We start from the raw sequence: 26129 nt of genomic DNA, 5'->3' as shown, positions 1-26129 counted from the left end.
TCTTCTGAATATTCAGAAGAGATTTTTTTTATGCCACAATGTTATATAAAAGCATTGCGAATAAACTTGCCAAAAGTGTATTTGCGAAATTTACTGTATCATTATTTAACCACTCCCTTTTTTGCAAAGTTGCACCTAATACAGAATCTGTAAAATTCCCAAAAATCCCTGCCAATAAAACAATTAAGGCAGCTAGTAAACGTCCATTTACAATATAAAAATATAGCGATATTAAAACACTACCTACAACTCCTGCAAGTGTTCCTTCTAAACTCACTACACCATCCAGCCCACGTTCGTCTGGTTTTAGGGTAATTATGTTGTAATAATTTTTCCCGAAGTAATTTCCCAATTCGGATGAAAAAGTATCAGAAGCTGCTGAAGCAAATGATGCAGCTAACATCAAATGAAACATATCAAAACTATTAGGATCTGCCCAACACAGTATGCCAAATATTGCAGCAACTCCTGCATTGGCTAATGCATTATTATAAGAGCGCTTACCCTTATTTTTTTCTGCTAATCCTAACTTTTGCTTTTCGCCAATCTTAAAAGCAGATGCAGCAGAACCTGCAATAAAAAATAAAAAGAGGTATCCCATAAGTAGAAAACCTCCTCCTAAAAAAAGACAAAATGCCAACAAACCACCGGTTAAACCTCCTGGAACATCGATTTTGCCAGATAAAACACTTAATACTGCAAATAATATTACTACCAGAACACCCAGCAAAAAATTGGATGGTAAAGCTGGTAATACATAGGCCAAGTTGCTAAAAAATGATTGAAATAAACTCAAAAAACATTATAGTTTAGTCTTCACTTGCAATATAAAAGCTTTCTGTTGTTGATTTTAAAACTTCAAAATCTTTTTTAAGACAAGCCAGTTTTTCCATTTCTGTTTGATGGTCTTCTTCAACTATTTTTCCATTTTCTGCTTCTTCGCTAAGAAAGACTTCGTGTAGATGAATCATATAGCGTAATTCATCAATTTGATAAAAAAACTCTAACACTTCTCTACGGAGGTTATTTACTGGTTTTTCTTTTTCTGTTGTAAAATATAAAGCAGCCAAATAAGCCAATTTATCCTGATACAGTTTTAATTCATCTTGCATTGTGTTTAGCTCAACAAGCCAATTTTTATGCTCATTGTTGCAAAATTTCATTTTTATGGTTGCCATGACACGACTAGGATATAAATTAATACAATACTCCTACTAAGAGATTATGTTTATTATGATTGCAGTCAGCCGATTAATTGATTAATCTTGTTTAGTTTAATTAAAGAAATCTTGAATATGAAAGATAGTGTGGTTAACAAATTAGCCAGTGCATTAGCAAAAACCCGTACATCGCATAACAATGGAGAAAAGATTATCTTATTAAAAAATGAAGAGACTGAATCTTTACTTACTCAAACTGCGATAGGCATTTTACAACCTGGAGAAACTGTAGAACCACATGTTCATTCAGATATGGAAGAATTCTTTTATTTTTTGGAAGGTAAAGGATCCTATATTATAGATAACAAAACATATACTTTACAAGCTACGTCGTTCATTAAAATTCCTATTGGAAAAATTCATGAACTAAAAGCCGAAGGTAATGTTCCGCTTAAGTTTATTTATTGGGGAATAGCTGTAGAATAACAAAAAAAGGTGGCTTAAAAAAGCCACCGAGTATATTATTAAGCTTCTTTAGATTTTGCACTCTTAAGAGCTCTTGGTATTTCAATTGAGCCAATGGTTACCATTGGGTTATTTAAGATTGTAAAGTTATCTTGTTTTATACTAGAAACTTTTACAGACTTACCCAATTCAAGTCCTTCAATACTAACTTCGATAGATTGAGGCATATCAGCCGGTAAAGCTTTTACAGTCAATTTACGAGTCTTAGTAACTAATTTACCCCCTTTTAAAAGACCAGGAGAACTACCTTTGAAAGATACTGGAATGTCCATTTTAACTGGCACATCGTCATATAAACGAAGGAAATCTACATGAAGAATTACTTCACTTACTGGGTGGAAAGTAATATCTTGAAGAATACACTTGTATTCAGTTCCTTCAATATCCATTACTACCATTTTAACATCAGGAGTATAAACTAACTCTCTGAAAAGAATCATAGGAACGTAAAAGTGGATTGGTTCGTCATGACCACCATACAATACACATGGAGCGTATCCTTCTGTTCTTAAATCTTTTGAGGCTTTTCTACCAAGATCTTTTCTGTAGTAGCCTACCATGTCTAGATATTCCATCTTGCAGCGTTTTAAGGTTTGTTATACAATACCGGTACTCAGTCGCTATCTTCATCCCGGTTTTAAATTAAATCAGGCTTATTTATGCTAAGCCTTCCGAATTTCGGAGTGCAAAAGTAATTATTTTATATGAAAATACATTCATTCATTAAAAATTTATTACTGCTAACTCCGAATATTTTTTACCTAATAAAAAACAGCCTATTCTACATTGCAAGCATTGCTTTTTCTTACAATAAATATTTAACAATTCCAGATAAGCCTGAGACTCATAAGCATTACTAACTTTGGTATTAGCTTGTTTCCAATGTTTGATAATGTGATTATCTTCAGCAGGTAGATTCAGCAACAAATCAAAAATTATTTGTACGCTTTCTGGCTTATCTAAATATCTAGATCTGGCAAATAACAAAGGAGCAACTACATTTATAATTAATAATTCTCTAGAAAGCTTACCAATCGCAGGCACTCCCCTCTCCAAGATTTTATCAAAATGGTAATGCTTTTGCCAATAAGCCGACTGTTTTATATGAAATAGCTCAATAATTTCTAGCGGGTTTGATTGATTAGTGAGCATATCGAATATTTTTCTAAACTTAAACAGCATTGCTGCTGCCTGAGCAATTCTAACTGTGGGGAAATTTGCTGGTCTTAAACGCATAAACTGCCACTCCTTTACTTGTAGCTTTTTAGCACTCAGATTGAATTTTGCAGATAAGTAATTATACTCTTTCTTAAGTTTAATAAAGTAATTATCATTTAATTCTGCATCTAAAAAACCTGCCTGCCCAAAAAGCAATGCTTCTATCTGGAATAACTGATTGTGTTTTTTTATGATATGATGAGGGATAGCCTTTGCTAATTGCAAAAAATTCTCATTGTTAGTTTTAAAGCCCATCTTCTGCATTAATAATTGATATGCCGTTTCTTCCCAATCAGTTTTATTACTAGCTAGTAATTGTAAAACTGCATCTGCTTTTTTCTCTAAGCGCTCTACCAGCACTTTCTCCAACATAAAGTTTCTGTAAATTTCTGGCACTTTAAAAAAATCACTCGCACATGAGATTACATTATCACTCTCTAACATTTGGTTGTATCTACTTACCAAATTTTCATTTACCAAAGGCTTTAATTCAAGTATGGGTAATTCAACTTCAGCTTTAGTGGCTGCTTTTTTTCCTTTATCTAACCATACTACATGTAAAATTACATTATTATAAGCAGCATCTAAATGGTGTTTGTGTGCGTGCCAGTCAGAAGAGTTTATATGAATTTCTACATTGCCTGCCCAAATAATATTTCCAATTTTAATTTTGGCATTGCTAAAATCAGGGCCTGCATGCAAATTATGTTGTCCGGCAGCTAATATTTCTATTTCTAAACCACAAGTAGTTTTTAAGCCAGAAGGGTTAAAGTATTGGAGTTTCCAGATGTAATGTAAAAAAGCTTCCTGCATATTTTCCCATTTTCATTTCAAATTAAAATGAATTAAATGCTAAATTATTGGCATTTTATATATTTAAACTGAAAGTCTAAAAGAGCAAATAGCACTACACTGAATTAATAATTCACCTATATTGTTTTGTATTCTTAATTGGGGATTATTGCAATTAGAACTATATTTCTACAAATAATTAGCAATTTATCGGCTCACATCAAGCACTTACAAATTAGCTTTGCTTGCTGATAAAATCATTCTGTTATTCCACTTAATTATTTGAGTAAAGCAATGCCAACTTTCGCATCAGATATGGTTCAAAAGATAAAAAAACTGAAAGAGTTTGAATACTGGCCATTTGGAGTATTCTACATTCCATTATATTTCTATGGCTTTTACTTGGCCTTCAAATCCAGATCTTTTATGTATTTCTCTACCACCAACCCCGGCATGAAATACGGTGGTGTTATCGGAGAGTCTAAAATAAGTGTATTAGATAGAATTGATGCTAAGTACCTTCCCAAAACTATATTTATTAATTCTGGCTCACAGTTTAACGATATCCAATTCCTTATTAAAGAAAAAGGACTCGAGCTTCCTTTAATAGTAAAACCAAACATTGGCGAAAGAGGTAAAGGCGTAGAAAAGATTGAAAATATAGAAAGTCTTAAAGATTATTTAGACCAAAACAAAGAAGATATTATTCTACAGGAATTTATCGATTACCCTGTAGAACTTGGCATATTGTATTACAGACACCCAAATGAAGCTACAGGACATATAAGTTCTGTGGTAATGAAAGAATTTCTTGAAATTGAAGGCAATGGGCATGCTACTTTATTAGAACTAATTGATTCAAAACCAAGAGCCATCGGCAGAAGAGAATATTTATTGAATAAATATGCCCACCAACTCAACGATATTTTGCCAAATGGAGAAAGAATAAGATTGGAGCCAATTGGTAATCACTGTAGAGGAACAAAATTTTTAAATGGTAACCATTTAATAAATAGCCAGCTAGAGTCTGTTTTTGATCAAATTGCTAAAAATATTAAAGGATATAACTATGGCCGATTTGATCTTAAAGTAAAAAGTTTAGAAGATTTATACCTTGGAAAAAACATAAAAATATTAGAGTTAAATGGAGTAAGTTCTGAACCAGCCCATGTATACGACCCAAATATGAAACTACTAAATGCTTATAAAGATGTATTTAAACATGCTTCAATAATTCAACAAATAGGCTATGCAAACCATAAAAAAGGGGTTTCTTATTCTCCTCTTTACACCTTTGTAAAAGAGTTAATTTCATTTTTAAACACTCCTAAAAAAGATATTACTGAAGAAGATACCACTCAATTTGAGATGGAAAAGCTTGCCTGACCTAGAATAATTGAAATTAAAAAAGCAAGTTTTCTTTATTTTTCAGGTTGTCAGCTTCTACTTGTAAAAGGTGCTCAATACCTTGCAAGTTTCTTAAAATATCAGCTATGTATTCGGAGGTTAATTCCTCTGAAAAATCTTCTACTATTAAAAAATAATCATACTGATTTAGCTCTGGTAGTAAAAATCCACCGGGGTTTTCCATATCAGATACAGATTTATTTTTAATTAATCGCACAGAAAGATGGTCAGTTTTGTATAAATAATTGATAAAATACATATCAAACTCCTTATCAAAGTTTAAGCAGATATCAACAGTTCTGATAAGGCTAAAACCGAAAATACGGTTAATTTCCCATGCAAGCTTGTGTGGTTTCTTGCTACTTAGGAGGGCTATCAGTTCAAAAGAAAAATCGTAAGGAACGTTTAAACGTGCCATTGTCATAAAAAATTTAAAAATTACAAGATTTTATAGCATGATTTCAACAGGAAATTTCCAATTCAAATTTTGTGATTAAATCATTAAATGTATTTATTTGCAACTTATTACTAAAATAAATTTTGTAGGATCATGTCAGAAATTGCAGAAAAAGTAAAGAAAATCATAATCGAAAAGTTGGGAGTTGAAGAGTCTGAAGTTACTCCAGAAGCTAGTTTTACTAATGACTTAGGAGCTGATTCTTTAGATACTGTAGAGTTGATTATGGAATTTGAAAAAGAGTTTAACATCTCAATACCTGACGACCAGGCTGAAAGCATTACCTCTGTCGGACAAGCTATTAGCTATCTGGAAGAAAACGCAAGCTAAATCGCTGGTTTTTTCAAGACATTTTAGACCTGCAGGTATATTGTAACATTTTTGATATTACCTGTCAGGTCTGATTTTTTTAAGCAAGACAGGCAAATTGTCTGTATTTAAGAAATAACTTAGCTTTACACTTCTAAACAATTTGGTTATTTCAAGTTTGACCGCTGAAAATCATAATTTTTTATGGAACTTAAAAGAGTAGTCGTTACCGGACTCGGAGCCCTTACACCAATAGGAAACACACTTGAAGAGTATTGGGAAGGCTTGGAAAAAGGTGTGAGCGGAGCCGCACCTATCACAAAATTTGATACTGAAAACTTCAAAACCAAATTTGCTTGTGAGATAAAAGACTTCAAAATTGAAGATCATATCCACAGAAAAGAGGCTAGAAAAATGGATCCATTTACCCAGTATGCTGTAATAGTTGCTGAGGAAGCGGTGAAAAACTCAGGCCTTGATCTAGAAGCAATTAATCTTGACAGAGCAGGTGTAATCTGGGGATCGGGTATTGGAGGTTTAAGAACTTTCCATGATGAAGTTAGTGGTTTTGCCACCGGAAACGGAACTCCAAGGTTCAACCCATTCTTTATTCCAAAAATGATTGCCGACTTAAGTGCCGGACATATTTCTATCAACTTTGGATTTAGAGGACCAAACTTTGTAACGGTTTCTGCTTGTGCATCTTCAACAAATGCAATGGTTGATGCTTTTAACTACATCCGTTTAGGTAAAGCTGATATTTTAATATCTGGTGGTTCTGAAGCTGCAGTTGTTGAATCTGGTATTGGTGGATTTAACGCGCTTAAAGCACTTTCAGAAAGAAACGACAGTCCTGAAACAGCATCAAGACCATTTGATAAAGAAAGAGATGGTTTTGTATTAGGTGAAGGTGCTGGCGCATTAATTTTAGAAGAACTTGAGCATGCAAAAGCTCGTGGCGCTAAAATTTATGCAGAAGTAATCGGTGGCGGTATGTCTGCTGATGCTCACCACATTACTGCACCACACCCAGAAGGTATAGGCGCTAAAATGGTAATGGTAAATGCTCTTTCAGATGCTGGTATTTCACCAGATGAGGTAGATTATATTAATGTTCATGGTACTTCTACTCCACTTGGCGATATTAGTGAAGTAAAAGCTATTGAAACTGTATTTGGTGAACACGCTTACAAATTAAACATCAGTTCTACCAAATCTATGACTGGCCACTTATTGGGTGCTGCCGGAGCGATTGAAGCAATCGCATCGATTTTTGCTATTGAAAAGCAAACAATCCCTCCAACTATCAATCATTTTAATGATGATGATACATTTAACCCTAATTTGAACTTTACTTTTAATAAGGCTCAGAAAAGGGAAGTTAAAACAGTATTAAGTAATACTTTTGGCTTCGGAGGACATAATTGTTCTATCTTGCTGCGCAAATATGACAACTAGTGAACCTTATAAAATACTTTAGATATTGGACAGGTTATTATTCGAAAAAGGATAAAGAAATTATCCGGGCAGTTCGTACAATTGTTGGCACTACACCTTTAAATGTAGAGCTATATAAATTGGCAATGAAACATACTTCTATTGCCAAAGTCAACGAGAAAGGATTAAAAGAATCTAATGAAAGGCTCGAATATTTAGGAGATGCTATTCTCGGTGCTGTAGTAGCTGAGTATCTTTTCAAAAAATACCCTTATAAAGAAGAGGGGTTTCTCACTGAAATTCGCTCTAGAATTGTAAACCGTGAATCGCTTAACAGGCTAGCTAACAAAATAGGACTTAGCACGCTTGTTGAGTTCGATGGCAAAAAGAAAAGTAGTGCTACACACAAATCTTTATTCGGTGATGCACTTGAGGCCTTTATCGGAGCTGTATATCTCGATAAAGGCTTTAAGTTTTGCAAAACTTTTATTATTCGAAAGCTCATTATCCCCCATTACGATCTTACTGAGATCATAGAAACAACCAATAATTTTAAAAGTACCATTATCGAATGGTGTCAGAAATACAACAGGCAAATCAATTTTAGTGTAATTGAAGAAGTTGGAGCCAAACACAAAAAGCAGTTTAAAGTAAAACTGACAATCGATAATGAAGATGTTTCTGAAGGTTTTGGCTTGAGTAAAAAGAAAGCTGAACAAGATGCTGCTCGAAAAGCTTGTGAGTTTTTAGGCGTGATATAAATCCAAAGAAACTGGCTAAAAATAGCTTTTTTCACCAACAATCAACCGAACACTTTGTTAGGGTTTTAATATGAAAGATAGACTCAACACAAGCTATCTTTCATTTAATATTTTGACTGAATCAATTCCGTACTGATGGTAGCAATTTATATATTTCTGATTGTAGGTACTTTTTTGTTGATGGAAGGAGCCGCTTGGTTTACTCACAAGTATATTATGCATGGTATTTTATGGACTTGGCATCGCTCACACCATACACACCACCATCACACTCTAGAACGAAATGATTTATTTGCCCTCGTGTTCAGTATTCCAGCAATTATCACCATTGTTATAGGCTTCGAAATAGCTCCATTGTGGTTTTTAGCACCAATTGGTTTTGGCATTACAGCCTACGGAATTTTCTACTTTGTTTTTCATGATGTAATCGTACACAGAAGAATTAAAATAAACTTTAAGGCAAATAATTCTTATCTAAAAAGAATAATGAATGCCCATTATGTACATCACAAAGTACATACAAAAGAAGGTGCCGAAGCATTTGGCTTTTTATATGCTCCCAAAAAGTACAAGAAAGAAGATTTATTGAAAAAGGTAAAACACTGAAATTCAGTCCATTTACAAGCCATATTTTTGTAATCTTCTGTAAAGTGTAGTTCTACCCACACCAAGCTCTTTGGCTACCTTGGTCATGTTCCCTTTGTGCTTATCGATGAGTTTTACAATGGCTTGTTTTTCCATCTCTTCTAGGTTTAAACTCTCCAAAGTATTCGTATTAGAGCTTTGATGTATTCCTCGCAGTTTTAAAGCTTCAGCTTCAATAACTTCACTATCTGATAGAATGACAGCTCTTTCTAGTACTTGTTCCAACTCTCTAATATTGCCAGGCCAAGAGTGCTTTTTTAAACTTATAGATGCTTCTTGGCTCAGCTTAAGCTCTTTTTTAGCATACTTATTTTCTAGTTTTTGCAGAATATGAGAAGTTAGCAAAGGAATATCTTCTACTCGCTCTCTTAATGGCGGCAAAACAATTTCAACAGTATTGATCCTAAAAAACAAATCTCTCCTAAAAGCAGGCATGCCATCTCTACTTTGTTCCATCATTTCTTCGAGTGGCATATTAGTGGCACTAATCAATCTAAAATCTATGGATCGCTCTTCCATCTCTCCTATCCTTACAATTCTTTTACTCTGTACCACAGTTAACAATTTGGCTTGCAACATTGGTGGTAAGTTGCCAATTTCATCTAAAAACAATGTACCTCCATCAGCCATCTCAATCATGCCTTTTTTCATCTCTCCAGCATCTGTGTAGGCTCCTTTTGCATGCCCAAACAACTCGGCTTCGAACAAACTGGCAGGCAAAGAGCCCAAATCTATTTGTACAAAAGGTTTATGAGTTCGCTGAGATAAACGATGGATTTCTTTAGCCAATAAGCCTTTTCCTGTTCCATTTTCTCCAAGAATCAAAACACTACTTTCAGTTGCAGCCACTTTTTCAACCAACTTCATTATCTCCTGCATCGCTGTGGACAGAAACACCAATCGACTTTGTGTTTCTGTTTCACTTACTTCTTCTATTTGAGCTACCTCTAACTTTTGTTTATTTGCCAATGCTTTATTGATGCGAGATATCAGTTTAACTGGTTCCCAAGGTTTCATCACAAAATCGCAAGCTCCTTTTTGCATAGAGCTTACTGCCAAATCAATATCTCCAAAAGCAGTACACATAATCACCTGCACTTCTGGGTATATCTCTTTTATCTGCTCTAGCAAACTCAAGCCTTGCTTACCAGAAGTTGCCCCTTTTGTAAAATTCATGTCTAGCAAAACAACATCAACATCATTTTTGCCCAAAAAAGAAAAAGCTGCTTCTGACTTTTGTACAGTATGCACTTCTGCAAAATCATCTTCTAAAATGAGGCTTGCAGTAAATAAAACATCACTGTCGTTGTCCACTACTAGTATAATACCTTCTGTATCTTGCATGTCTGATTCGAAACACTGTTTCAGATTGGAACAGTCCATGTTTCCCGATGAAACACTTTGTTTAAAAAATTTTGATTAATTTAAAATTATACAACTGATTATCAATCACTTAAACATTAAAGTACATTAGTTGAAACAGTTGAGGTAAAATTGCTTTTTACAGCTGCATTCAATTTATCAAATATGCACGAAATTATAAAAACAGAATCAATAAGTAGAATTTACAAAACTACCGAAATTGAAACCACCGCTTTAAAACAAGTTTCATTTTCTGTAAATGAAGGAGAATTTGTAGCCATTATGGGACCTTCGGGTTGTGGCAAGTCTACTTTGCTAAACATGCTGGGCTTAATAGATCAATCTGATTCAGGTAAATATTTTTTTAAGGGAAAAGATATTAGCCATTTAGGAGAAAAACAAAAGGCCGATATGAGAAAGGAAAACCTCGGCTTTATTTTCCAGAGTTTTAATCTGATTGATGAGCTTAATGTATACGACAATGTAGAACTGCCATTGATATATACCAAATTAAGCAGCAAAGAAAGAAAAGAAAAAATTAACCATGTGCTTTCTCAGTTGGATATTATCCACAGAGCAACACATTACCCACAGCAACTTTCTGGCGGTCAGCAACAAAGAGTTGCCATAGCCAGAGCTATTGTAAACGATCCGGCAATAATACTCGCCGATGAGCCTACAGGGAATCTAGACAGTGCAAATGGCACCGAAGTAATGAAGGTTTTGTCTGATTTAAATGGCAAAGGAGCTACCATTGTAATGGTTACCCACTCTATGCACGATGCTGCATACAGCAATAGAAAAGTCCACCTGTTCGATGGTCAGATTATAAAAGAAGATATACTAAAACAAATGAGTCATGTTTAAGAACTACCTAAAAGTTGCATTTAAAAACTTGCTGAGTAACAAAATATTCAGCCTTATAAATATTCTAGGATTAACAGTAGGTATGGCTGCCTGTATTCTCATTATTCTATATGTGCAGGATGAATTGAGTTTCGATAAATTTAACTCAAAAGCAGATAGAATCTACAGAGTTTACATGGAATACAAAAACCAAGAAGGTGAGTTTGTTGGTAGCACAGTTACACCTTATGTTCTTGGGCCTACACTAGAATCTGTTTACGATGGCCAACTTGAAGAAGTAGTTCGAATTGGCAGATCTGGCACTTTTCAAATGGAGTTTGATGAAAAGGAATTTACTGTAGAAAACATCGCTATTTGCGACCCAAATATATTTAGGGTTTTTGATTACAAATTGATTCATGGCGACCCTGATAAAGTTCTTACAGAGCCGACTCAAATGGTAATTAATGAGTCTACAGCAAAAAGACTATTCGGCAACAAAAACCCAATTGGTAAAACAGTAACCGTAGACCATACATATGAGATTAAGATTTCGGGTGTGATGGAAGATATTCCAACAAACTCTCATGCACATTACAGTGCCTTTGTCTCCATGAAAACCGGTGACTATATCTACTCTGATAGGGTAAAAACACAATGGGGAGAAGGCTCACAAACAACTTACGTCTTGTTAGAAGACAATTACGATATTGCTTCTTTTAACGCTTCTACCGAAGACTTTATAGAAAACCACACATTTGGTGAAGGTGCATCAGACTTTGTGCGTCTTATGTCTCAAAACCTGCTTGATATCCATCTTCACTCTCATTTAAGAGGTGAGCTAGAACCTAATGGAAGTATAGAAAATGTATATATCTTTTCAATTGTAGCAATATTTATTCTACTCATTGCCTGTATCAATTACATGAATCTTTCCACAGCTCGCTCAGCAGAGAGATCGAAAGAGGTAGGTTTACGTAAAGTAGCTGGCGCTTACAGAAGCCAGATTATTTTACAGTTTTTAGGTGAATCGGTTATTATATCTGTGTTTTCACTTGTATTAGCTTTATTGGTTGCGGAAATCTCGATGCCATTTTTTAATGAACTAGCTGGAAAGACATTAGTACTTGATTTTGTAAAAGACTTACCAATTATTGCCACTTTCATTATTCTGGCTCTAGTTACAGGAATTATAGCAGGCAGTTACCCAGCATTTTTCCTTTCGGCATTTAAGCCAGCAGCTGTTTTAAAGGGCAACAAAGGTACTTCAAACGGAGGTTCTGTAGCACTAAGAAAAGGCTTGGTAATAACTCAGTTTAGCCTTTCAATCATTTTGATTATTGGTACAATCGTAATTTCAGATCAACTTAGTTTCTTGAGAAATAAAGACTTGGGAATTACTACCGATGACATTTTGATTGTAAGTGTACCCGACACAAACTTTGTAAAACAATACGATGCAATTAAAAGAGAAATTCTGGCAAGTCCTTCGGTAACTGCGATGACCTCTACCAACAAAAGAATGACTCGCAACCTAACTAGCAATCTTGGCTACAAAATACAAGATGCCATTGCTAACCCACAAGGTGGCGAAACCTATTCTTTAACCACTGTAACCAGTGATGCAGACTTTTTTAATCTATATGATGTAGAGGTAATTATGGGTAGAAATTTCTCCGAAGACATTCCGAGTGATTTAGACCATGCTTTCATTATTAATAAATCGGCGATGGAAATGCTCGGTTTAAAAGACCCAATTGGCAAAGAGGTAGAAGGGATTACTTTCGAATATACCATTATGGATTTTGTGCCGAAGAAAGGAAAAATTATTGGTGTTGTTGATGACTTCCACTTCGAATCTTTAGATTATACTATTTCACCAGTTATGTTTCAGCTATCTAACCAATGGTTAAACTGGATGTCTTTTAAACTAGATCCTAATAATCCACAAGAAGGTATTGCCCATATCGAAAAGATTCACAAGAAATACTCTCCTGAAGCTCCATTTAATTTTACTTTTTTAGATGAAGATATTAATCAGCTTTACCAAAGCCAAGAGAAAGTAATGAATCTGTTTGTATGCTTTGCAGTGCTTGCCATTATTATTGCTTGCTTGGGCATTTTCGGTCTGGCTTCTTTCACTGCTGAAAAACGCACCAAAGAAATTGGAATTAGAAAAGTTCTGGGAGCTTCTACCAGTGGCCTTACTTTAATGATCACCAGAGACTTTTTACTGTTGGTAATGGTATCTTCTCTTATAGCTTGGCCAGTTGCTTGGTACTTTATGGATAATTGGTTAGCCGATTTCAATTATCGCATAGATTTAAGTGTAGGAGTTTTTATTATTGCCAGTGGTACTGCCGTTATAATTGCCTTATTTACAGTAAGTTCTCAGGCTATTAAAGCTGCACTTACTAACCCAGTAAAAGCGCTCAAGTACGAATAAAAATCTTGTAATCTCAACAAAAGATCAGCTATTATTTATATAGTTGATCTTTTTTATTAAAATGTAATAAGTCGAATATTGAACTTTTGCAGAAATCAAATGATCTACCTAAATTATGACAGGAAAATCAATTGCCATGTCGATAGATCATATAAAAACTTTTATTGCTTCTGGTAATCTAAAAAAAGCAATAGATGAGTTACTCAATATTACACAAAATACAGAAATCCATAATAAAATTATCTTGCAATCTGCCAGATTAAGCAATCTAAGGAAAGAAGAACGGATGGGTATTATTTCTGAAAGTAACTCTCAGCAAACAAGAGCTCAAATAACTTATGCTATTTTAGAATACCTAAGTGAAATAAGTTATGATGAAAATGCAAACTCAGCTAATAAGTTTGCAGAGTTACCAACTGTATTTATCTCTTACAACCACAAAGACATAGAAATTGCTGAGAGGGTTAAACAAAAACTAGAAATTACCGGAATAAGTGTTGCGATAGATTCTGAAAGCATGCACGCTGGTGAAGATATTAAGTTATTTATCGAGAGATGTATTAGAGAAAATGACATTACTCTTTCGCTGGTTTCTAATAATAGCTTAATCTCTGCTTGGGTTGCCATGGAAACAATACTCACAACTACAGGAGAAGTAATCGCAAACAAAAAATTTATCCCTTGTTCTATTGATCAAGATTTTTTTAATAGAAGTTTTACAGATGAAGTACTAGATATTATTGAACATGAAATTGCAGATATAGATAACACCATACAAAAGCGAAGAACTAAACAAAGAGGTATAGAAGACTTACAAAACGAGTTATCTCGATACATCCAATTAAAAAATAACTTACCAGAAATTATTCGAAGACTTAAAGAATCTCTCACAACAGATATTAGTGGCGAAAATTTCGATACAGGAATGCTCAAAATAATATCTACTATCTTACAAAGATAATATTTGTCCTTATATCATTTTTTCAAAAAATAAGAATCATTTTTATCGCTTGCGATTTACTCTTAGTAGATATATATTCGCGTTGAAGGTTCAGTAAACTTAAGCATTTTATATCTAGCCATAAACCATGTTTGAATTCAACTGGCCCTTCTTTTTTAAGTATTCAGTGTAAACAATAGCCTTTTGTGAAGTTGGAATAAATGGAAGTTAGAGGCTCCTCCATTAAAGCAACTTAATTATAAGCTTTAATTTTAATCCAATCAAATAAGTGGGAGTTGGTATTTAACCTGCAGAATTAAAGATAAATACCAGTTGTACATTTCATATTCAAAATAGTATTTTACTTTATACTCGTACTAAACAAAAAACCTGACGATATATATCATCAGGTTTTTTCATGTTAAAGTCAACTTATCAAATATTATGTATATTCAATGATGTATTTGTTTGTTAGTTTTCTTCTGTTGTTAATACGGGAAGAGGTTGGTAACCACCACCCAATGAGCGGTACAATGTAATTACCGCATTTAGCTGGTTGTATTTATTACTTATTAAATCTAACTCGGTATTTAATGCACTATCTTTTGCTGTAAGTACTTCCAAATAGTTTACCAAACCATATTGGAGTAACTCATCTGAGTAATCAGCAGCATTTTTTAATGCTTCGAGTTGATTGTTTCTTATTATTAGTTTTTCTGTTTCGTTTTTATAAGTCGCCAAAGCATCAGACACTTCCTTGCCTGCATTTAACAATGTTTGCTCATATTGTAAATAAGCTGTTTGCTGATTAGCCTGAGCAACTTCGTAGTTTGTTCTTATCTGTCTTTTGTTTAGAATTGGTTGAGTAATACCTGTTATTAAAGTAGAAAAGATAGAGTTGGCACTAAACCAGTTTCTGAGTTCTAAACTTTGCAAACCAACAGAAGCTGAAATAGTAAGCGATGGATAGAAATTACTCTTTGCAATATTGGTATTTTCAAAAGCTTGTCTAAAATTAAACTCGGCACTTACTACATCTGGTCTGCGACTTAGCAATAAAGCAGGCACTCCGGGGGTAACCTCTGCATCAATAGTTTGTGCCTCAAAGCTTCCTCTGTTTATTTCACCTGGAGCTTCGCCCAATAAGATACTTAATGTATTTTCAAGAATTTTGATATTGTACTTTAAGTCTTGAATAATAATCTCTGTACCGTATTGCTGTGCTTCTGTTTGCTTTACAGCTACCTCATTTACACTACCAGACTCTTTAAGAGAATGAATTACTTCAACACTTGAAACTCTGTTTTCTAATGTAGATTCAGCTACTTTAAGCTGTGCATCAGCCGCCAAAATCTGATAGTAAATTGAAGCTATGTTAGCAACCAATTCAGTTTGAATAGCTTGTTGGGCTGCCACTGTACCTAAATAAGCAGCTATAGCCGAACGTTTTGTACTTCTAATTTTACCCCAAATATCAGCCTCCCACGAAGCATTTGCTGTTAATTCAAACTGATCTAAAGAACCAGTAAATAACCTACCAAACTGACTGTTTTGTGAATAAGTCTGGTGTGTCCAAGTTGGGCCTATATCTAAAGTTGGCAAATAAGACTCTTTACCTTGCAACATATTAGATTCAGCGGCTTTTAGAGTTTGCAATGCGATAAGCATATCGTAATTATTCTCTAAACCACTACGAATATAACCTTGTAAAACAGGGTCTGTAAAAAGCTTGTCCCACGACATAGAAGCCAAAGAATTACTATCTAGGTCTAAATCTGTGCGGTACAAGTTCTCGGTACTTAACTCCGGTTTCTGATAGTTTTTTGCCACAAAACAAGATTGCACCAGAAAACTAACCACCACCGGAATCGCTAATTGATATATTTTTAGTTTTTTCATTCGGTTTGAAATTTTTAATCAGGACTCTACTTTTTCCAATTCTGGTTTTTTCATATCTGGTTTACCTACCATTGATTCGTGCAGTTTTTGGAAGATCACAAACAAGACGGGGATGATAAATACACCAAACAAGGTTCCAATCAACATACCACCAACAGCACCCATACCGATTGAACGGTTACCAACAGCACCAACACCTGAAGCAAAAGCTAATGGAACCAGACCTAATATAAATGCGAATGAAGTCATTAGAATAGGTCTTAATCTCGCCTTGGCACCTTCTATAGCAGCATCAAATAATGTATATCCATGATGCCTTCTTTGCAGTGCAAACTCTACTATTAGAATCGCGTTTTTAGCAAGCAAACCAATAAGCATAATAAGTGCTACTTGAAAATAGATGTTGTTTTCTAAGCCGGCAAAATTCACAAAAGTGATCGCTCCTGCTACACCAATTGGCAGTGAAAGCAATATAGAAAATGGAAGAATATAACTTTCGTACTGTGCAGAAAGCAGGAAGTAAACGAAAATTAAACTTAACAAGAACACGTACATAGACTGGTTACCCGATGAAATCTCTTCTCTTGTTAAACCAGTAAACTCAAAATCGTATGAACTAGGTAATTGCGTTGCAGCAACTTCGCGAATGGCCGTAATGGCATCGCCAGTACTATAACCTGCATTTGCTTTACCTGTAATGTTAATTGATTTTAAGAGGTTGTAACGAGAAACATATTCAGGTCCGTAAATTCTTTCGATACTTACAAACTGGCTAACAGCCACAGTTTCGTCATTACCGTTTCTTACAAATATATTATCTAGCGACTCGGCAGTATTTCTATCTTCTGGTTTTGCCTGAATCATTACCCTAAACTGCTTACCAAACTTGGTGAAATCTGTAGTGTATAATCCTCCGTAATACCCTTGCAAAGCATTAAAAATATCACTTAAACTCAAACCAGCATCTTTTACTTTCTCTAAGTTTACATCAAGTCTGTATTGAGGGAAACTCGGGTTAAAGTTTGTTGTAGCATACTGAATTTCAGGTCTTTGATTTAAAGCTTGCAAAAATTTACCAGAAACCTGACTCATATTTGACCAGCTATCATCTGCTTCAGATAATAATTTCATTTCGAAACCATCACTACTACCAAAACCACGAATACTTGGAGGAGTAAAGAATAAGAATCTGGCTTCTTTGATAGCAGCCGTTTTTTGGAACAATTGCCCTACAACTGCATCTACCGACTGACCAGGCTCTGTTCGCTCATCCCAACCTTTCAATTTAACAATCGAAAGACTGTATGAACTACCTCTAACACCATTTAAAAGACTAAATCCAACTACGTTCATCCTAGAATCTATAATATCCATTGTCTGGTAAATAGAATCTAGTTTGTCAACTACCTTCTGTGTTTGCTCAAGTGTGGTACCCGGAGGTAATGTAACATCACCCATAATAATACCTCTATCTTCACCCGGAATAAAGCCTGAAGAAGTTGTTTGAAACATATAATATGCACCTCCAACAGAGAGTAGTAAACCTAATATTGCTACCCATTTTCTTTTTAACAGAAACTTGATAGAAGATGTATACTTATTGGTTAAGGCGTCAAACCCTGTGTTAAAAGCATCAAATGCTCTATCTTTTATGTTTTTCTTATGATGCTTAGAATCATCGTGTGGTTTAAGCAAAAGTGCACATAATGCTGGTGACAGTGTTAATGCGTTTAGTGCTGAAATTAGAATTGAAATTGCCAGTGTAATAGCAAACTGCTGATAGAATACTCCTGATGAACCTTGAATAAACATTACCGGTACGAATACAGCAGACATAATTAATGTAATCGAAACAATGGCTCCTGTAATCTCACTCATTGCAGTAAGTGTAGCATTTTTTGCTGATTTCTCTCCTTCATCCATCTTCGCATGTACAGCTTCAACTACCACAATGGCATCATCCACCACAATACCAATTGCGAGTACCATTGCAAACAAAGTAAGCATGTTAATTGAGTACCCGAATAACTGCAAGAAGAAGAATGTACCTATAATTGCTACTGGAACTGCAATAATTGGAATTAATGTAGATCTAAAATCTTGAAGGAAGATAAATACCACAATAAACACCAATATAAAAGCCTCTATAAGTGTATGTATTACTTTGCTAATTGAAGCATCGAGGAAGGTTTTAGAGTTAAATGGAATTACATAATCTATACCTGTTGGAAAGTTCCCTTTGGCATCTTCCATAATTTCCATTACCTCTTCTACAATCTCCTGTGCATTAGAACCAGAAGACTGGTAAACTGCCATTGCCACACCGGGGTTACCATTACCAAAGTTGTTAGAACTGTAGCTTAATCCTCCTAGCTCTACCTCTGCCACATCTTTTAATCTTAAGAAATTACCATTTCCAGCAGACTTAATAATGATGTTTTCGTATTCAGTAGCTTCAGACAAACGGCCTTTGTATTTAATTACATACTCGTAAATACCATTTGCATTTTCGCCAAATTTACCAATTGCTGCTTCCACATTTTGCTCTCTTAATGCAGCTTGAATATCTGCTGGAACAACTTTGTAAGCAGCCATTTTCTCTGGGTTTAACCAGATACGCATTGAGTAATCTTTAGAACCCAATACACTTACCTGCCCTACACCTTTTACCCTTTGTAATTTAGGTAAGAGGTTGATGTTGGCATAGTTCTGTACAAAAACGTCGTCGTATTCATCATTCTCTGAGAAAATAGAAACGAACATGAGTGAACTAGTCTGACTCTTTACTGTAGTAACACCAGTTTGCACCACCTCCGAAGGAAGTATACTATTAGCCCTAGATACCCTGTTTTGCACGTTTACTGCTGCAATATCTGGGTTAACACTTAATTCGAAAAATACATTAATTGTAGCAGAACCGTCATTACTTGCAGTAGAAGTTATATAGGTCATTCCTTCTACCCCGTTTATTTGCTCTTCTAGTGGAACAACTACACTTTCCAATACAGTTTCTGCATTTGCTCCGGTATAGGTTGCTGTTACCTGTACTGTTGGTGGAGCAATTTCTGGGTATTGCTCTATAGGAAGGGATAGCAATCCTAAAACACCCAGAATCGTCACGATAATAGATATTACTGTTGATAGAACAGTTCTATCAATAAATGTCTTAAGCATGTTAGATAATTAATGGGTTGATATTTTTACTCTACAAAAGATAAATTAGACTTTGAAGTAGATGTATCAGGAATAATTTCTTGCCCGTCTTGCAGTTTAGAAATCCCTTCAGCTACTAATTTATCCCCCTCCTTTAATCCATCGATTACAATATAATCTTTATTCGATGTTCCATTAGTTACAATAACCTTCGTGTTTACTTTGTTATCACCCCCTACCAGATACACTAATTTTTTACCTTGCAACTCAAAAACAGCTACTTGAGGGATTAAGAATATGTTATTTTGTGTAATAGGAAGTAAAATTGTTCCACTACCACCACTTCTCAACATTCTGTCTGGGTTAGGAAAAACAGCTCTGCAATCGATAGTTCCTGTTCGCTCGTTAATCAAACCATTAATAGTTTGTATTTTTCCTTGATGATCGTACAAAGAATTATCAACCATTTTTAAAGAAACCGCTGGCATAGAATCTACCATAGCATCTAAAGTAACACCTTTATATTTTTTGCTAAAGTGCAATAATTGCTTTTCGTTGATAGAGAAATAAGCTCTTACCTTTCTAATATCTGAAACTATAGTAAGTGGTTCAGCATCATTTGCGCTCACAAGACTACCCTCTTTATAAGGCAGACCGCCAACTACACCCGAAACCGGACTAGTAATATTAGCATAGCCAATGTTTGCAGTAATGGCGCTGTAATTACTTTTCGCTTGCGATAACTGAGCTTTAGCAGCATCAAGCTGTACTTGACTTATAATTTTTCTCTCAACTAGAGGAATTAATCGGTCTACTTCAACCTGTGCCGATTGAATTTGAGCTTTGGCAGCCCCGGCATCTTCATTTAAAGTTTGTGTTTCCAGTTTGAATAATAACTGTCCTTTTTTTACTTCTTCGCCTTCGTCAATATAGATTTTCTGAATAAAGCCAGATACTTTCGGTCTGATCTCTACATTTTGTTGACCTTGTAAATTTGCGATGTACTCTTGGTTTACTGTTACGCTTTGTTTTGCAACTTGCAATACTGCAAATGGCATTGGACCGGCTGCTTGTGGCGCATTTGAAGTTTCTGTACTACAAGCACCTAGTGTCAATAGATAAATGATAGCTGGCCAAATTAAATTAACTCTCATACAAATTGTTCTTAACTTAAATCTACTTTTCCTGTTCTATTTTCGCTAATTGTTCTGTTGCTGTATAAATCACATTTAAAAACTGCTCCATGTATAACAAATAAGCATCTGATGCCTTCTGATACTTATCGACTCCATCAGTGGTATTATAGGTTACATCATAGTTTTTTAGCTTTTTTATAAGCTTAATTTCTGCTTCTACAATTTTTATATGGTTAGACATACGATCTACCAAAGAGCTAGGCTTGAAATATTTTTTTCTCTCACCACATTTAGTGTGGTAAACTATTCTTTCTGCTTTTAGCAACAAATTAAGGTTAGTTGAGACTGAACTTTTACTGGCTTTGGTTATATCCAGTATCTCGTTAAATGTCATTCCATCTAATCTTTTGTTTACTATTAGTATAGCCAAAATAGTACCCGCTAAAGGCGGAAGATTGTGGTATCTGTGAAAGTGACTACCAAATAATTCTATTAATTCTTCCTTTTCTTTTTGCTGTCTATCCATAGTAATTTTCATAATCGACTTTGCAAATATACAAAAGTTCGATTAGTTCGGTAATAAACGAACCAAAATTTTCAAAAAAAGATTCGGATTAGAAATTTAAGGTTAAAAAAATAGACGTTTCACCATCTATTTAAAAATGATACCATACAAAAGAAGAATTCAACAAGGCTTATAGAGTACAATTTATAAGTAGCTATTTATGAGTTAAAATAAATTTAAATTTTATTTTTTAGATTTAAGCAAAACAAAAATTACCAATTAATGAAATACTTGAAATTTAAACTAATAAATAAAACATACTTTTCTAACATAATTTTTTTAGCACTCTTATCCTCTATTTTAAAATCTTGTATTTACAGTTTATATAATACAGTAACTGTAGAAGAAGACGATGTGAAAGGTTCTAGAAGAATAAAGAAAAAGGTTTATTACCGTAATGACATTGAGTTCTATACTCCTTTCTACAGTCTAAACCAGATAATTGTAAAAGAAATTAAGGCATCTGGAACAACTTATACTGTTTACGATCAACTAAGGATGCGAAGTGATGCTTTTGCACTCGAAGACACCATATATATTTTAACAGACAATAAAATTATACCTATCCAAATTGAAAATCAAGAATTGGATAAGTCTTTTAATATTTCAGAAAATACAAAGAAGATACTCACAGCAGATTCCACAAAACTTACTGTTGTTACCGGTTATGAGAAGAGTGAATACAAAAGCAGCAAAATTACCTATCATCTAAATGAATTTACCTTAACAGCCATTAGACAAACTGAAGAATTAAAATTCCGGTACTACTCCGGTCCAGATATGATGACCACCAAAATGCCTAAATCGGATTTAAAAGATTTTAAAGAGATCATTGAAATGAAGTAAGAAATAAAAAAAGCAGTTGCTTTCACAACTGCTTTTTATCCCTAGTGGGCCCACGAGGCTTCAAACCTAGTGAGTTAACTTACAAGTAACCAGCTAGTTAGATTACTCTAACCATAAGGTGTTTACAAACTGTTTACAAGAAAACAGCCTGGCAAATGCAACACCTTCAAACTTTCCCACTATAGAAAGTTTCACCTGTTCAAGCTTTTCTAGCATCTCTAATTTAATAGCATTAATTTGTGCTTCAGCTTGTTTTACAGCTTCTTCATTTTGAATTACTGTCTCTTTGACATAGTCATTCGAATCATTAATCTGGTCTCCCCCAGTTATAGATTCATCATCAATAAATGGCTCTCCTCTTCCAAAGATGACCCAATCAGAATTAACATGTTTTCCTATTTTTTCAAATGCTAGTTCATCTAAGCACTCAAAGAAATATAAATTTGGAAAGCTTTTTCCTGTTTTATAACGATGAATCGTCACAGGATCAACTTCGGCTTTCCTCGCAATTTCTAATCTCTTGATTGTAGTCATTTTAAAGATTTGAACTAATCTTTCATTCCACATAAGAAATTTTACACTTATTAAGTAAATTAAAGAAGTGAATATTTGTAATGCTTTAATGTAATCATTACAATTGCAATGAAATTACTTTAATGTATTACTTTAATTCAATACAAATATAACAAAAATTCAACCAGAAACTAATTTATGTGTATGTACGAATTGCTTTTAGTGCATACACGTCCTATTTCTCAACTAAACAGTTAACTATCTTATGATTACAAAAATTGAAAATTTGGCTAGAGATGGTAATACCAAGGAAATTCTTAAGCTCTGTAAACAGGAAAAACTCAAAAGAGCTGATAGGATGAGAAGGATAAGGCAGAGCAACAAAAAACAACAAGCATAAAAAAACTGGTTGCTACCAACAACCAGTTCCAAGCTCAATTGTAAAATCAAACTTAATTAAGACATGACAAACAAAGGCAAAAATGCGCAAAATTCAAAATCAGATTACTGGAAAAAAGTACGTAAATGGACTCGAGAACAAGAAAGAGCTTTGAAACATAATGCTACTAAAACTGACGATAGCACTCCTCTCATTTTAAAATACTTTTAGCTATGAGAGCATTGCTTCTGGCTCTTATAACACTAGTAGGACTTACATTCCTACTAGTTAGTCAATTAAAAAACGTCCAAAAACAACTAAAAAACAAGCAAAATGAGTGAATTAGCAATCATCTGTTTAGCAGTAGTAGTACCTGTTTCATTAATTCTCCAAGTAATCCTTAAAAATCAGATTTTAAAGCAGAATAATGAATTGTTTGAGGTGCCTTCTAATAAAGTAAAGAGAAGTATTAAGAGCTAGATTTTAGGCATCCCAATCATGTAACTTCTTATATGGAATACACTTCTTTTTAGATTAACAACTAAACTAAATTCAAATGACATGAGCATTAAAATCAGGAACGAATTGATCTATAAAGTTGAAAAGTCAATTGCCAAAGCTGTAGCCTATCAAGACGATAATCGCTATGGATTAGATCATTACAATTCATTTTTACTCAACCAGCTCATGGAAACTATCTGTACAATATTGGCCGAACTAGACAAAGAAATTGGTGGGAAAAACCCAATGACAGCCGATGAATATCTGAGCCAATTTAAGGAACGAGAGAACGCATTAAGAAACATAGAAGAATAGCATTATGAAATTTATAGTACAACTCAATGTATTCATCACCAACCTGCTAGTGATAGCTCGAAGTCCCATCGGACAAGTCAGTTTAATTCTAGCTTATACCATCTTTGATGCTTGGTGCAACGGCTTAGCCATTAGTTTACTTATTTCTGACAGGTTAAGTGCATTTGTTTCTACTCCTGAAGAAGCACAAGAAACAGCTCTTCTATTTGCTAAAGTGGCCAGTACCGCTTTAGGATTAGGCATTTTCATCTTTGCGCTGATTACAGAAAAAGACAGCCAAGGAAATATCAAATCACATAGTGCAGGACTAGTACTTGCCATCATCAGTTTTGTCATGTCTGCAGTAGGATTCCTGTTGGTAGTCATTCCTCCTGGGGTAAGCACTATGAACTGGACACTACTCTTAACTGTAAAGGTTTTCTTTTCGGTACTCATTGCAGCGATGAGCCCTTATGGTATCTGGCACATCTCCAGAAACTTGGCTGTCACTTACTCTAGTACCTTCGATACTTTCATGCACAATGTCATTGCTAAGACCCATGAAAGAATGAATAAGCAATTAGAAGAAATTGTACAAGGCAAACCTAAACCAGCAAAAACCAACACGCCTAATTTATCTGTGACCAAATTCAATAATGCCATATGAAAAATGTAAAAGACTTAGAACAATTAGCCTTATCAGAAATGAGCTTGGAAAACTTTGCCATCTTTCTTTTTCAATTTTTCGGACTGGTAGTCGTGGCTCGATGGTTTGCTAATACTCCAGTGGAATCGACGGCACTGACGATCTCAGCTGTCATCGTATATGTGGCCTACCTCCTATTCCGGATACTGAGAACCAAGCAACAAGAAAAGGCGCTCAGCGTGGAAGAATACATATCTGCATTCCAGGAACAAGATCAAGAAATCAAAATTGCCCAGAAAAATTACAATATCGTCAACGAAAAGCTGACGAAATTGCAACGAATGTATGACGTCGAGACTGACGAATTAAAAAACAGGGTGACGCATTTTGCCGAGCAAAGTAAATCGTTACAATCTCAGCTCAACGATTACCGCAATTTATTTGATTCGTCAAAAAATGCAGTCGACGAAACCAAAAAAGAAATCATCTCCGTCAGGTCTGCCTATGACGAATTAAAACTGCAGCACCAAAACGTGACTACGGATTTTGAGCAACTGGAAAAAGACTATGAGCACATTTGCAAAGAAAGCCACCAGTTAAAAGCTGAATATCAGTCCACTGAAGCACTAAAAAAAGAATTAACATCTACTAAAACAGCCTTGAGCAGGATGATTGCCGAGGTGAAAAAATACAATCCAGAATATGAGTATACAGGTAAAATCAAGATGGTAAATTAGCCCAATAGCACATAAAGAGCGGGAAGGCTTCTTCCCGTTTTTTGTCCCAACTTTTTTGTTGTTAACCTTTTAAATTTAGACCGATGCAAATGGTTAGACAATTACAACTTTTTGATGATGGCAGCAGAAAGACAACAGCTCTGGAAGTGCCGAGGATTTCTAAGGAGTATACCAAACACTATTTGGTTGCCAGGAATCCGCATAGCTATGAGAAAAAATGGCCTGAACTAATTGCTGACATGCAAAAGGTCATAGAAATGAAGGGTTGGGTGACATGGGCAGATTTAAAATACAAATGGGATTTAGGACGGGGAAAAATGTATGTCAACCTATTTAACCGGATCAGACTGGCCGTCTTCCCTAAAAGCAATATCAAAAAGATTAACTAAAATAGCGATGCAAACACCACCAAGCATTACAGGAATTAAACCGATTTACAAGCCAGTTAACTCTGAAAAACAAATCAGATTACTGCATCATTATATCAAAGATTATAATCAAAAACATCCCAAATTAGCTGAGCAGCTCAAGCCACAGCACATGCAAACCGCTGAGTTACTCTTCAAAATAGCCATCCAAAAAAAGGTCGTTTTTGATAAAGCCACTCACCTGATGAAAGTAGAAAGTCAAGAAGGAGAATCCTTTGAATGTGGCACCTTTAAGGGGAACGGTGCAGCCATTGCCAAGAGCCTGAATATACTTCCAAAGTCATTAGATAACCACTTAAAGCGCCTCAAAAAGGCAGGTATTGCCAGCAGTTTTACAGTGCCTTCCAATGGGAAACAGATCCGAAAAGGAGGTAAAAACAACGAGACTTTATTTGCTATAAACGCTTATTTTTTCACCTAATCTTTTAAAACTAAAATCATGTTAACTACCATTTCAAACAGTTTACAAGCCATGCCTCCTTGAAGGAATCATTCCCATAATTGCCTGACTAAATAGCTTCGGCCGGAGCTTTTCGAGTCTTTTGTAGTTGCTTAATGTCAAAAAATGAGCAAGGGTGAAATCCTATGCCTTTTTTTAAAATACCCAGAGGAAAAGTTTTCCCCCTTTTGGTAAGTAATGCCTTACTGTATCAGAAAGACTTACCTGAAAAACTAAACAAAAATTACTTACTAAAAACTTTCTGAAAGTCTTTCGGAAAGTAACCAG

General features: G+C 34.8%; 28 protein-coding genes. 17 read left to right on the top strand and 11 right to left on the bottom strand.

Annotation, left to right across the window (positions count from 1 at the left end; all coding sequences use genetic code 11):
* Positions 1 to 28: 28 nt before the first annotated feature.
* Together OQ292_RS15125 and OQ292_RS15120 are read right to left on the bottom strand one after the other, a co-directional pair.
* Positions 29 to 796 (bottom strand): DUF92 domain-containing protein, encoded by a 768-nt coding sequence (locus OQ292_RS15125; protein WP_284682980.1) that lies wholly within the window; start codon positions 794 to 796, stop codon positions 29 to 31.
* Positions 797 to 809: 13 nt separating this feature from the next.
* The gene (locus tag OQ292_RS15120) at positions 810 to 1163 is read right to left on the bottom strand and encodes a hypothetical protein (protein ID WP_284682979.1); all 354 of its coding nucleotides are present in this window, start codon (positions 1161 to 1163) and stop codon (positions 810 to 812) included.
* A gap of 132 nt (positions 1164 to 1295) precedes the next feature.
* On the opposite strand from OQ292_RS15120, the gene OQ292_RS15115 reads away from it, so the two are divergent.
* Complete coding sequence (locus OQ292_RS15115) at positions 1296 to 1646, top strand: cupin domain-containing protein (protein ID WP_284686009.1); 351 nt, start codon at positions 1296 to 1298, stop codon at positions 1644 to 1646.
* A gap of 38 nt (positions 1647 to 1684) precedes the next feature.
* Here the strand turns inward: OQ292_RS15115 and OQ292_RS15110 are convergent, their stop codons facing one another.
* A complete protein-coding gene (locus tag OQ292_RS15110) occupies positions 1685 to 2260 on the bottom strand; it encodes a 50S ribosomal protein L25/general stress protein Ctc (RefSeq protein WP_284682978.1) in 576 nt (191 codons plus the stop codon).
* A 148-nt stretch (positions 2261 to 2408) separates the two neighbouring features.
* The gene (locus OQ292_RS15105; RefSeq protein WP_284682977.1) at positions 2409 to 3716 is read right to left on the bottom strand and encodes a DUF2851 family protein; all 1308 of its coding nucleotides are present in this window, start codon (positions 3714 to 3716) and stop codon (positions 2409 to 2411) included.
* A gap of 273 nt (positions 3717 to 3989) precedes the next feature.
* On the opposite strand from OQ292_RS15105, the gene OQ292_RS15100 reads away from it, so the two are divergent.
* Positions 3990 to 5081, top strand: a complete 1092-nt coding sequence (locus OQ292_RS15100; protein WP_284682976.1) for an ATP-grasp domain-containing protein — start codon at positions 3990 to 3992, stop codon at positions 5079 to 5081.
* 16 nt (positions 5082 to 5097) lie between these two features.
* Here OQ292_RS15100 and OQ292_RS15095 read toward each other — a convergent pair whose 3' ends face one another.
* The gene (locus OQ292_RS15095) at positions 5098 to 5520 is read right to left on the bottom strand and encodes an IPExxxVDY family protein (protein WP_284682975.1); all 423 of its coding nucleotides are present in this window, start codon (positions 5518 to 5520) and stop codon (positions 5098 to 5100) included.
* Positions 5521 to 5652: 132 nt separating this feature from the next.
* Here OQ292_RS15095 and OQ292_RS15090 point away from each other — a divergent pair, with 132 nt between their 5' ends.
* The 4 genes from OQ292_RS15090 (at position 5653) to OQ292_RS15075 (ending at position 8672) form a co-directional block, all read left to right on the top strand.
* Positions 5653 to 5889, top strand: a complete 237-nt coding sequence (locus OQ292_RS15090; protein ID WP_284682974.1) for an acyl carrier protein — start codon at positions 5653 to 5655, stop codon at positions 5887 to 5889.
* Between the two features lie 183 nt (positions 5890 to 6072).
* The gene (gene fabF, locus OQ292_RS15085) at positions 6073 to 7326 is read left to right on the top strand and encodes a beta-ketoacyl-ACP synthase II (protein WP_284682973.1); all 1254 of its coding nucleotides are present in this window, start codon (positions 6073 to 6075) and stop codon (positions 7324 to 7326) included.
* Positions 7326 to 8066 carry a ribonuclease III gene (rnc, locus tag OQ292_RS15080; protein ID WP_284682972.1) on the top strand — a complete coding sequence of 247 codons (741 nt, stop codon included), beginning with the start codon at positions 7326 to 7328 and terminating at the stop codon, positions 8064 to 8066. The genes fabF and rnc overlap by 1 nt, the downstream gene beginning before the upstream one ends.
* Positions 8067 to 8201: 135 nt before the next feature.
* The gene (locus tag OQ292_RS15075; RefSeq protein WP_284682971.1) at positions 8202 to 8672 is read left to right on the top strand and encodes a sterol desaturase family protein; all 471 of its coding nucleotides are present in this window, start codon (positions 8202 to 8204) and stop codon (positions 8670 to 8672) included.
* Positions 8673 to 8684: 12 nt separating this feature from the next.
* Here the strand turns inward: OQ292_RS15075 and OQ292_RS15070 are convergent, their stop codons facing one another.
* Positions 8685 to 10094: a sigma-54-dependent transcriptional regulator gene (locus OQ292_RS15070; protein ID WP_284682970.1), complete on the bottom strand. Its 1410-nt coding sequence runs from the start codon at positions 10092 to 10094 to the stop codon at positions 8685 to 8687.
* Positions 10095 to 10238: 144 nt separating this feature from the next.
* Here OQ292_RS15070 and OQ292_RS15065 point away from each other — a divergent pair, with 144 nt between their 5' ends.
* The 3 genes from OQ292_RS15065 to OQ292_RS15055 all read left to right on the top strand — a co-directional run bounded on the left by OQ292_RS15065 (position 10239) and on the right by OQ292_RS15055 (position 14326).
* Complete coding sequence (locus tag OQ292_RS15065; RefSeq protein WP_284682969.1) at positions 10239 to 10940, top strand: ABC transporter ATP-binding protein; 702 nt, start codon at positions 10239 to 10241, stop codon at positions 10938 to 10940.
* Positions 10933 to 13365: an ABC transporter permease gene (locus OQ292_RS15060; RefSeq protein WP_284682968.1), complete on the top strand. Its 2433-nt coding sequence runs from the start codon at positions 10933 to 10935 to the stop codon at positions 13363 to 13365. The genes OQ292_RS15065 and OQ292_RS15060 overlap by 8 nt, the downstream gene beginning before the upstream one ends.
* A 115-nt stretch (positions 13366 to 13480) precedes the next feature.
* Entirely contained in the window at positions 13481 to 14326 is an 846-nt protein-coding gene (locus tag OQ292_RS15055; protein ID WP_284682967.1) for a TIR domain-containing protein, read from the top strand.
* Positions 14327 to 14776: 450 nt separating this feature from the next.
* On the opposite strand, the gene OQ292_RS15050 is transcribed toward OQ292_RS15055, so the two are convergent.
* Genes OQ292_RS15050 through OQ292_RS15035 form a run of 4 tightly spaced genes read right to left on the bottom strand, consistent with a single transcriptional unit; the run spans position 14777 to position 21019 of the window.
* Positions 14777 to 16204 (bottom strand): efflux transporter outer membrane subunit, encoded by a 1428-nt coding sequence (locus tag OQ292_RS15050; protein ID WP_284682966.1) that lies wholly within the window; start codon positions 16202 to 16204, stop codon positions 14777 to 14779.
* An 18-nt stretch (positions 16205 to 16222) separates the two neighbouring features.
* On the bottom strand, positions 16223 to 19378 hold the full coding sequence (locus OQ292_RS15045) for an efflux RND transporter permease subunit (RefSeq protein ID WP_284682965.1): 3156 nt from the start codon (positions 19376 to 19378) through the stop codon (positions 16223 to 16225).
* A 26-nt stretch (positions 19379 to 19404) separates the two neighbouring features.
* Positions 19405 to 20511: an efflux RND transporter periplasmic adaptor subunit gene (locus tag OQ292_RS15040; protein WP_284682964.1), complete on the bottom strand. Its 1107-nt coding sequence runs from the start codon at positions 20509 to 20511 to the stop codon at positions 19405 to 19407.
* A gap of 22 nt (positions 20512 to 20533) precedes the next feature.
* Positions 20534 to 21019 (bottom strand): GbsR/MarR family transcriptional regulator, encoded by a 486-nt coding sequence (locus tag OQ292_RS15035; protein WP_284682963.1) that lies wholly within the window; start codon positions 21017 to 21019, stop codon positions 20534 to 20536.
* Positions 21020 to 21280: 261 nt separating this feature from the next.
* Here OQ292_RS15035 and OQ292_RS15030 point away from each other — a divergent pair, with 261 nt between their 5' ends.
* On the top strand, positions 21281 to 21904 hold the full coding sequence (locus OQ292_RS15030; RefSeq protein ID WP_284682962.1) for a hypothetical protein: 624 nt from the start codon (positions 21281 to 21283) through the stop codon (positions 21902 to 21904).
* 102 nt (positions 21905 to 22006) lie between these two features.
* Here the strand turns inward: OQ292_RS15030 and OQ292_RS15025 are convergent, their stop codons facing one another.
* Positions 22007 to 22438 (bottom strand): hypothetical protein, encoded by a 432-nt coding sequence (locus tag OQ292_RS15025; protein WP_284682961.1) that lies wholly within the window; start codon positions 22436 to 22438, stop codon positions 22007 to 22009.
* Positions 22439 to 22880: 442 nt separating this feature from the next.
* Here OQ292_RS15025 and OQ292_RS15020 point away from each other — a divergent pair, with 442 nt between their 5' ends.
* The 7 genes from OQ292_RS15020 (at position 22881) to OQ292_RS14990 (ending at position 25823) form a co-directional block, all read left to right on the top strand.
* Complete coding sequence (locus OQ292_RS15020) at positions 22881 to 23027, top strand: hypothetical protein (RefSeq protein ID WP_284682960.1); 147 nt, start codon at positions 22881 to 22883, stop codon at positions 23025 to 23027.
* 102 nt (positions 23028 to 23129) lie between these two features.
* Positions 23130 to 23276 carry a hypothetical protein gene (locus OQ292_RS15015; RefSeq protein ID WP_284682959.1) on the top strand — a complete coding sequence of 49 codons (147 nt, stop codon included), beginning with the start codon at positions 23130 to 23132 and terminating at the stop codon, positions 23274 to 23276.
* An 81-nt stretch (positions 23277 to 23357) separates the two neighbouring features.
* Positions 23358 to 23612, top strand: a complete 255-nt coding sequence (locus OQ292_RS15010) for a hypothetical protein (RefSeq protein WP_284682958.1) — start codon at positions 23358 to 23360, stop codon at positions 23610 to 23612.
* A 49-nt stretch (positions 23613 to 23661) separates the two neighbouring features.
* On the top strand, positions 23662 to 24258 hold the full coding sequence (locus tag OQ292_RS15005) for a hypothetical protein (protein WP_284682957.1): 597 nt from the start codon (positions 23662 to 23664) through the stop codon (positions 24256 to 24258).
* Complete coding sequence (locus OQ292_RS15000; protein WP_284682956.1) at positions 24255 to 24974, top strand: hypothetical protein; 720 nt, start codon at positions 24255 to 24257, stop codon at positions 24972 to 24974. Before OQ292_RS15005 ends, OQ292_RS15000 begins: the two co-directional genes overlap by 4 nt.
* A gap of 83 nt (positions 24975 to 25057) precedes the next feature.
* Entirely contained in the window at positions 25058 to 25363 is a 306-nt protein-coding gene (locus OQ292_RS14995) for a hypothetical protein (protein ID WP_284682955.1), read from the top strand.
* A 7-nt stretch (positions 25364 to 25370) separates the two neighbouring features.
* Positions 25371 to 25823 carry a hypothetical protein gene (locus OQ292_RS14990; RefSeq protein WP_284682954.1) on the top strand — a complete coding sequence of 151 codons (453 nt, stop codon included), beginning with the start codon at positions 25371 to 25373 and terminating at the stop codon, positions 25821 to 25823.
* The last annotated feature ends 306 nt before the right edge of the window (positions 25824 to 26129 follow it).

It is taken from the genome of Chondrinema litorale (assembly GCF_026250525.1).
Classification (GTDB): domain Bacteria; phylum Bacteroidota; class Bacteroidia; order Cytophagales; family Flammeovirgaceae; genus Chondrinema; species Chondrinema litorale.
Note: the sequence above shows the minus strand (reverse complement) of the source record. Positions and strands in the feature narration are given on the sequence as shown.

What these genes read in the sequence shown, in the direction of transcription:
- OQ292_RS14990 (WP_284682954.1), top strand. Translation starts at nt 25,371, where the DNA reads ATGCAAACACCACCAAGCATTACAGGAATTAAACCGATTTACAAGCCA.
- OQ292_RS15025 (WP_284682961.1), bottom strand. Translation starts at nt 22,438, where the DNA reads ATGACTACAATCAAGAGATTAGAAATTGCGAGGAAAGCCGAAGTTGAT.
- OQ292_RS15070 (WP_284682970.1), bottom strand. Translation starts at nt 10,094, where the DNA reads ATGGACTGTTCCAATCTGAAACAGTGTTTCGAATCAGACATGCAAGAT.
- OQ292_RS15050 (WP_284682966.1), bottom strand. Translation starts at nt 16,204, where the DNA reads ATGAAAAAACTAAAAATATATCAATTAGCGATTCCGGTGGTGGTTAGT.
- OQ292_RS15095 (WP_284682975.1), bottom strand. Translation starts at nt 5,520, where the DNA reads ATGGCACGTTTAAACGTTCCTTACGATTTTTCTTTTGAACTGATAGCC.
- OQ292_RS15105 (WP_284682977.1), bottom strand. Translation starts at nt 3,716, where the DNA reads ATGCAGGAAGCTTTTTTACATTACATCTGGAAACTCCAATACTTTAAC.
- OQ292_RS15065 (WP_284682969.1), top strand. Translation starts at nt 10,239, where the DNA reads ATGCACGAAATTATAAAAACAGAATCAATAAGTAGAATTTACAAAACT.
- OQ292_RS15000 (WP_284682956.1), top strand. Translation starts at nt 24,255, where the DNA reads ATGAAAAATGTAAAAGACTTAGAACAATTAGCCTTATCAGAAATGAGC.
- OQ292_RS15045 (WP_284682965.1), bottom strand. Translation starts at nt 19,378, where the DNA reads ATGCTTAAGACATTTATTGATAGAACTGTTCTATCAACAGTAATATCT.
- OQ292_RS14995 (WP_284682955.1), top strand. Translation starts at nt 25,058, where the DNA reads ATGCAAATGGTTAGACAATTACAACTTTTTGATGATGGCAGCAGAAAG.
- OQ292_RS15100 (WP_284682976.1), top strand. Translation starts at nt 3,990, where the DNA reads ATGCCAACTTTCGCATCAGATATGGTTCAAAAGATAAAAAAACTGAAA.
- OQ292_RS15010 (WP_284682958.1), top strand. Translation starts at nt 23,358, where the DNA reads ATGAGCATTAAAATCAGGAACGAATTGATCTATAAAGTTGAAAAGTCA.
- OQ292_RS15030 (WP_284682962.1), top strand. Translation starts at nt 21,281, where the DNA reads ATGAAATACTTGAAATTTAAACTAATAAATAAAACATACTTTTCTAAC.
- OQ292_RS15020 (WP_284682960.1), top strand. Translation starts at nt 22,881, where the DNA reads ATGACAAACAAAGGCAAAAATGCGCAAAATTCAAAATCAGATTACTGG.
- OQ292_RS15055 (WP_284682967.1), top strand. Translation starts at nt 13,481, where the DNA reads ATGACAGGAAAATCAATTGCCATGTCGATAGATCATATAAAAACTTTT.
- fabF (WP_284682973.1), top strand. Translation starts at nt 6,073, where the DNA reads ATGGAACTTAAAAGAGTAGTCGTTACCGGACTCGGAGCCCTTACACCA.
- OQ292_RS15015 (WP_284682959.1), top strand. Translation starts at nt 23,130, where the DNA reads ATGAGTGAATTAGCAATCATCTGTTTAGCAGTAGTAGTACCTGTTTCA.
- OQ292_RS15115 (WP_284686009.1), top strand. Translation starts at nt 1,296, where the DNA reads ATGAAAGATAGTGTGGTTAACAAATTAGCCAGTGCATTAGCAAAAACC.
- OQ292_RS15035 (WP_284682963.1), bottom strand. Translation starts at nt 21,019, where the DNA reads ATGGATAGACAGCAAAAAGAAAAGGAAGAATTAATAGAATTATTTGGT.
- OQ292_RS15120 (WP_284682979.1), bottom strand. Translation starts at nt 1,163, where the DNA reads ATGAAATTTTGCAACAATGAGCATAAAAATTGGCTTGTTGAGCTAAAC.
- OQ292_RS15040 (WP_284682964.1), bottom strand. Translation starts at nt 20,511, where the DNA reads ATGAGAGTTAATTTAATTTGGCCAGCTATCATTTATCTATTGACACTA.
- OQ292_RS15060 (WP_284682968.1), top strand. Translation starts at nt 10,933, where the DNA reads ATGTTTAAGAACTACCTAAAAGTTGCATTTAAAAACTTGCTGAGTAAC.
- OQ292_RS15090 (WP_284682974.1), top strand. Translation starts at nt 5,653, where the DNA reads ATGTCAGAAATTGCAGAAAAAGTAAAGAAAATCATAATCGAAAAGTTG.
- OQ292_RS15075 (WP_284682971.1), top strand. Translation starts at nt 8,202, where the DNA reads ATGGTAGCAATTTATATATTTCTGATTGTAGGTACTTTTTTGTTGATG.
- OQ292_RS15110 (WP_284682978.1), bottom strand. Translation starts at nt 2,260, where the DNA reads ATGGAATATCTAGACATGGTAGGCTACTACAGAAAAGATCTTGGTAGA.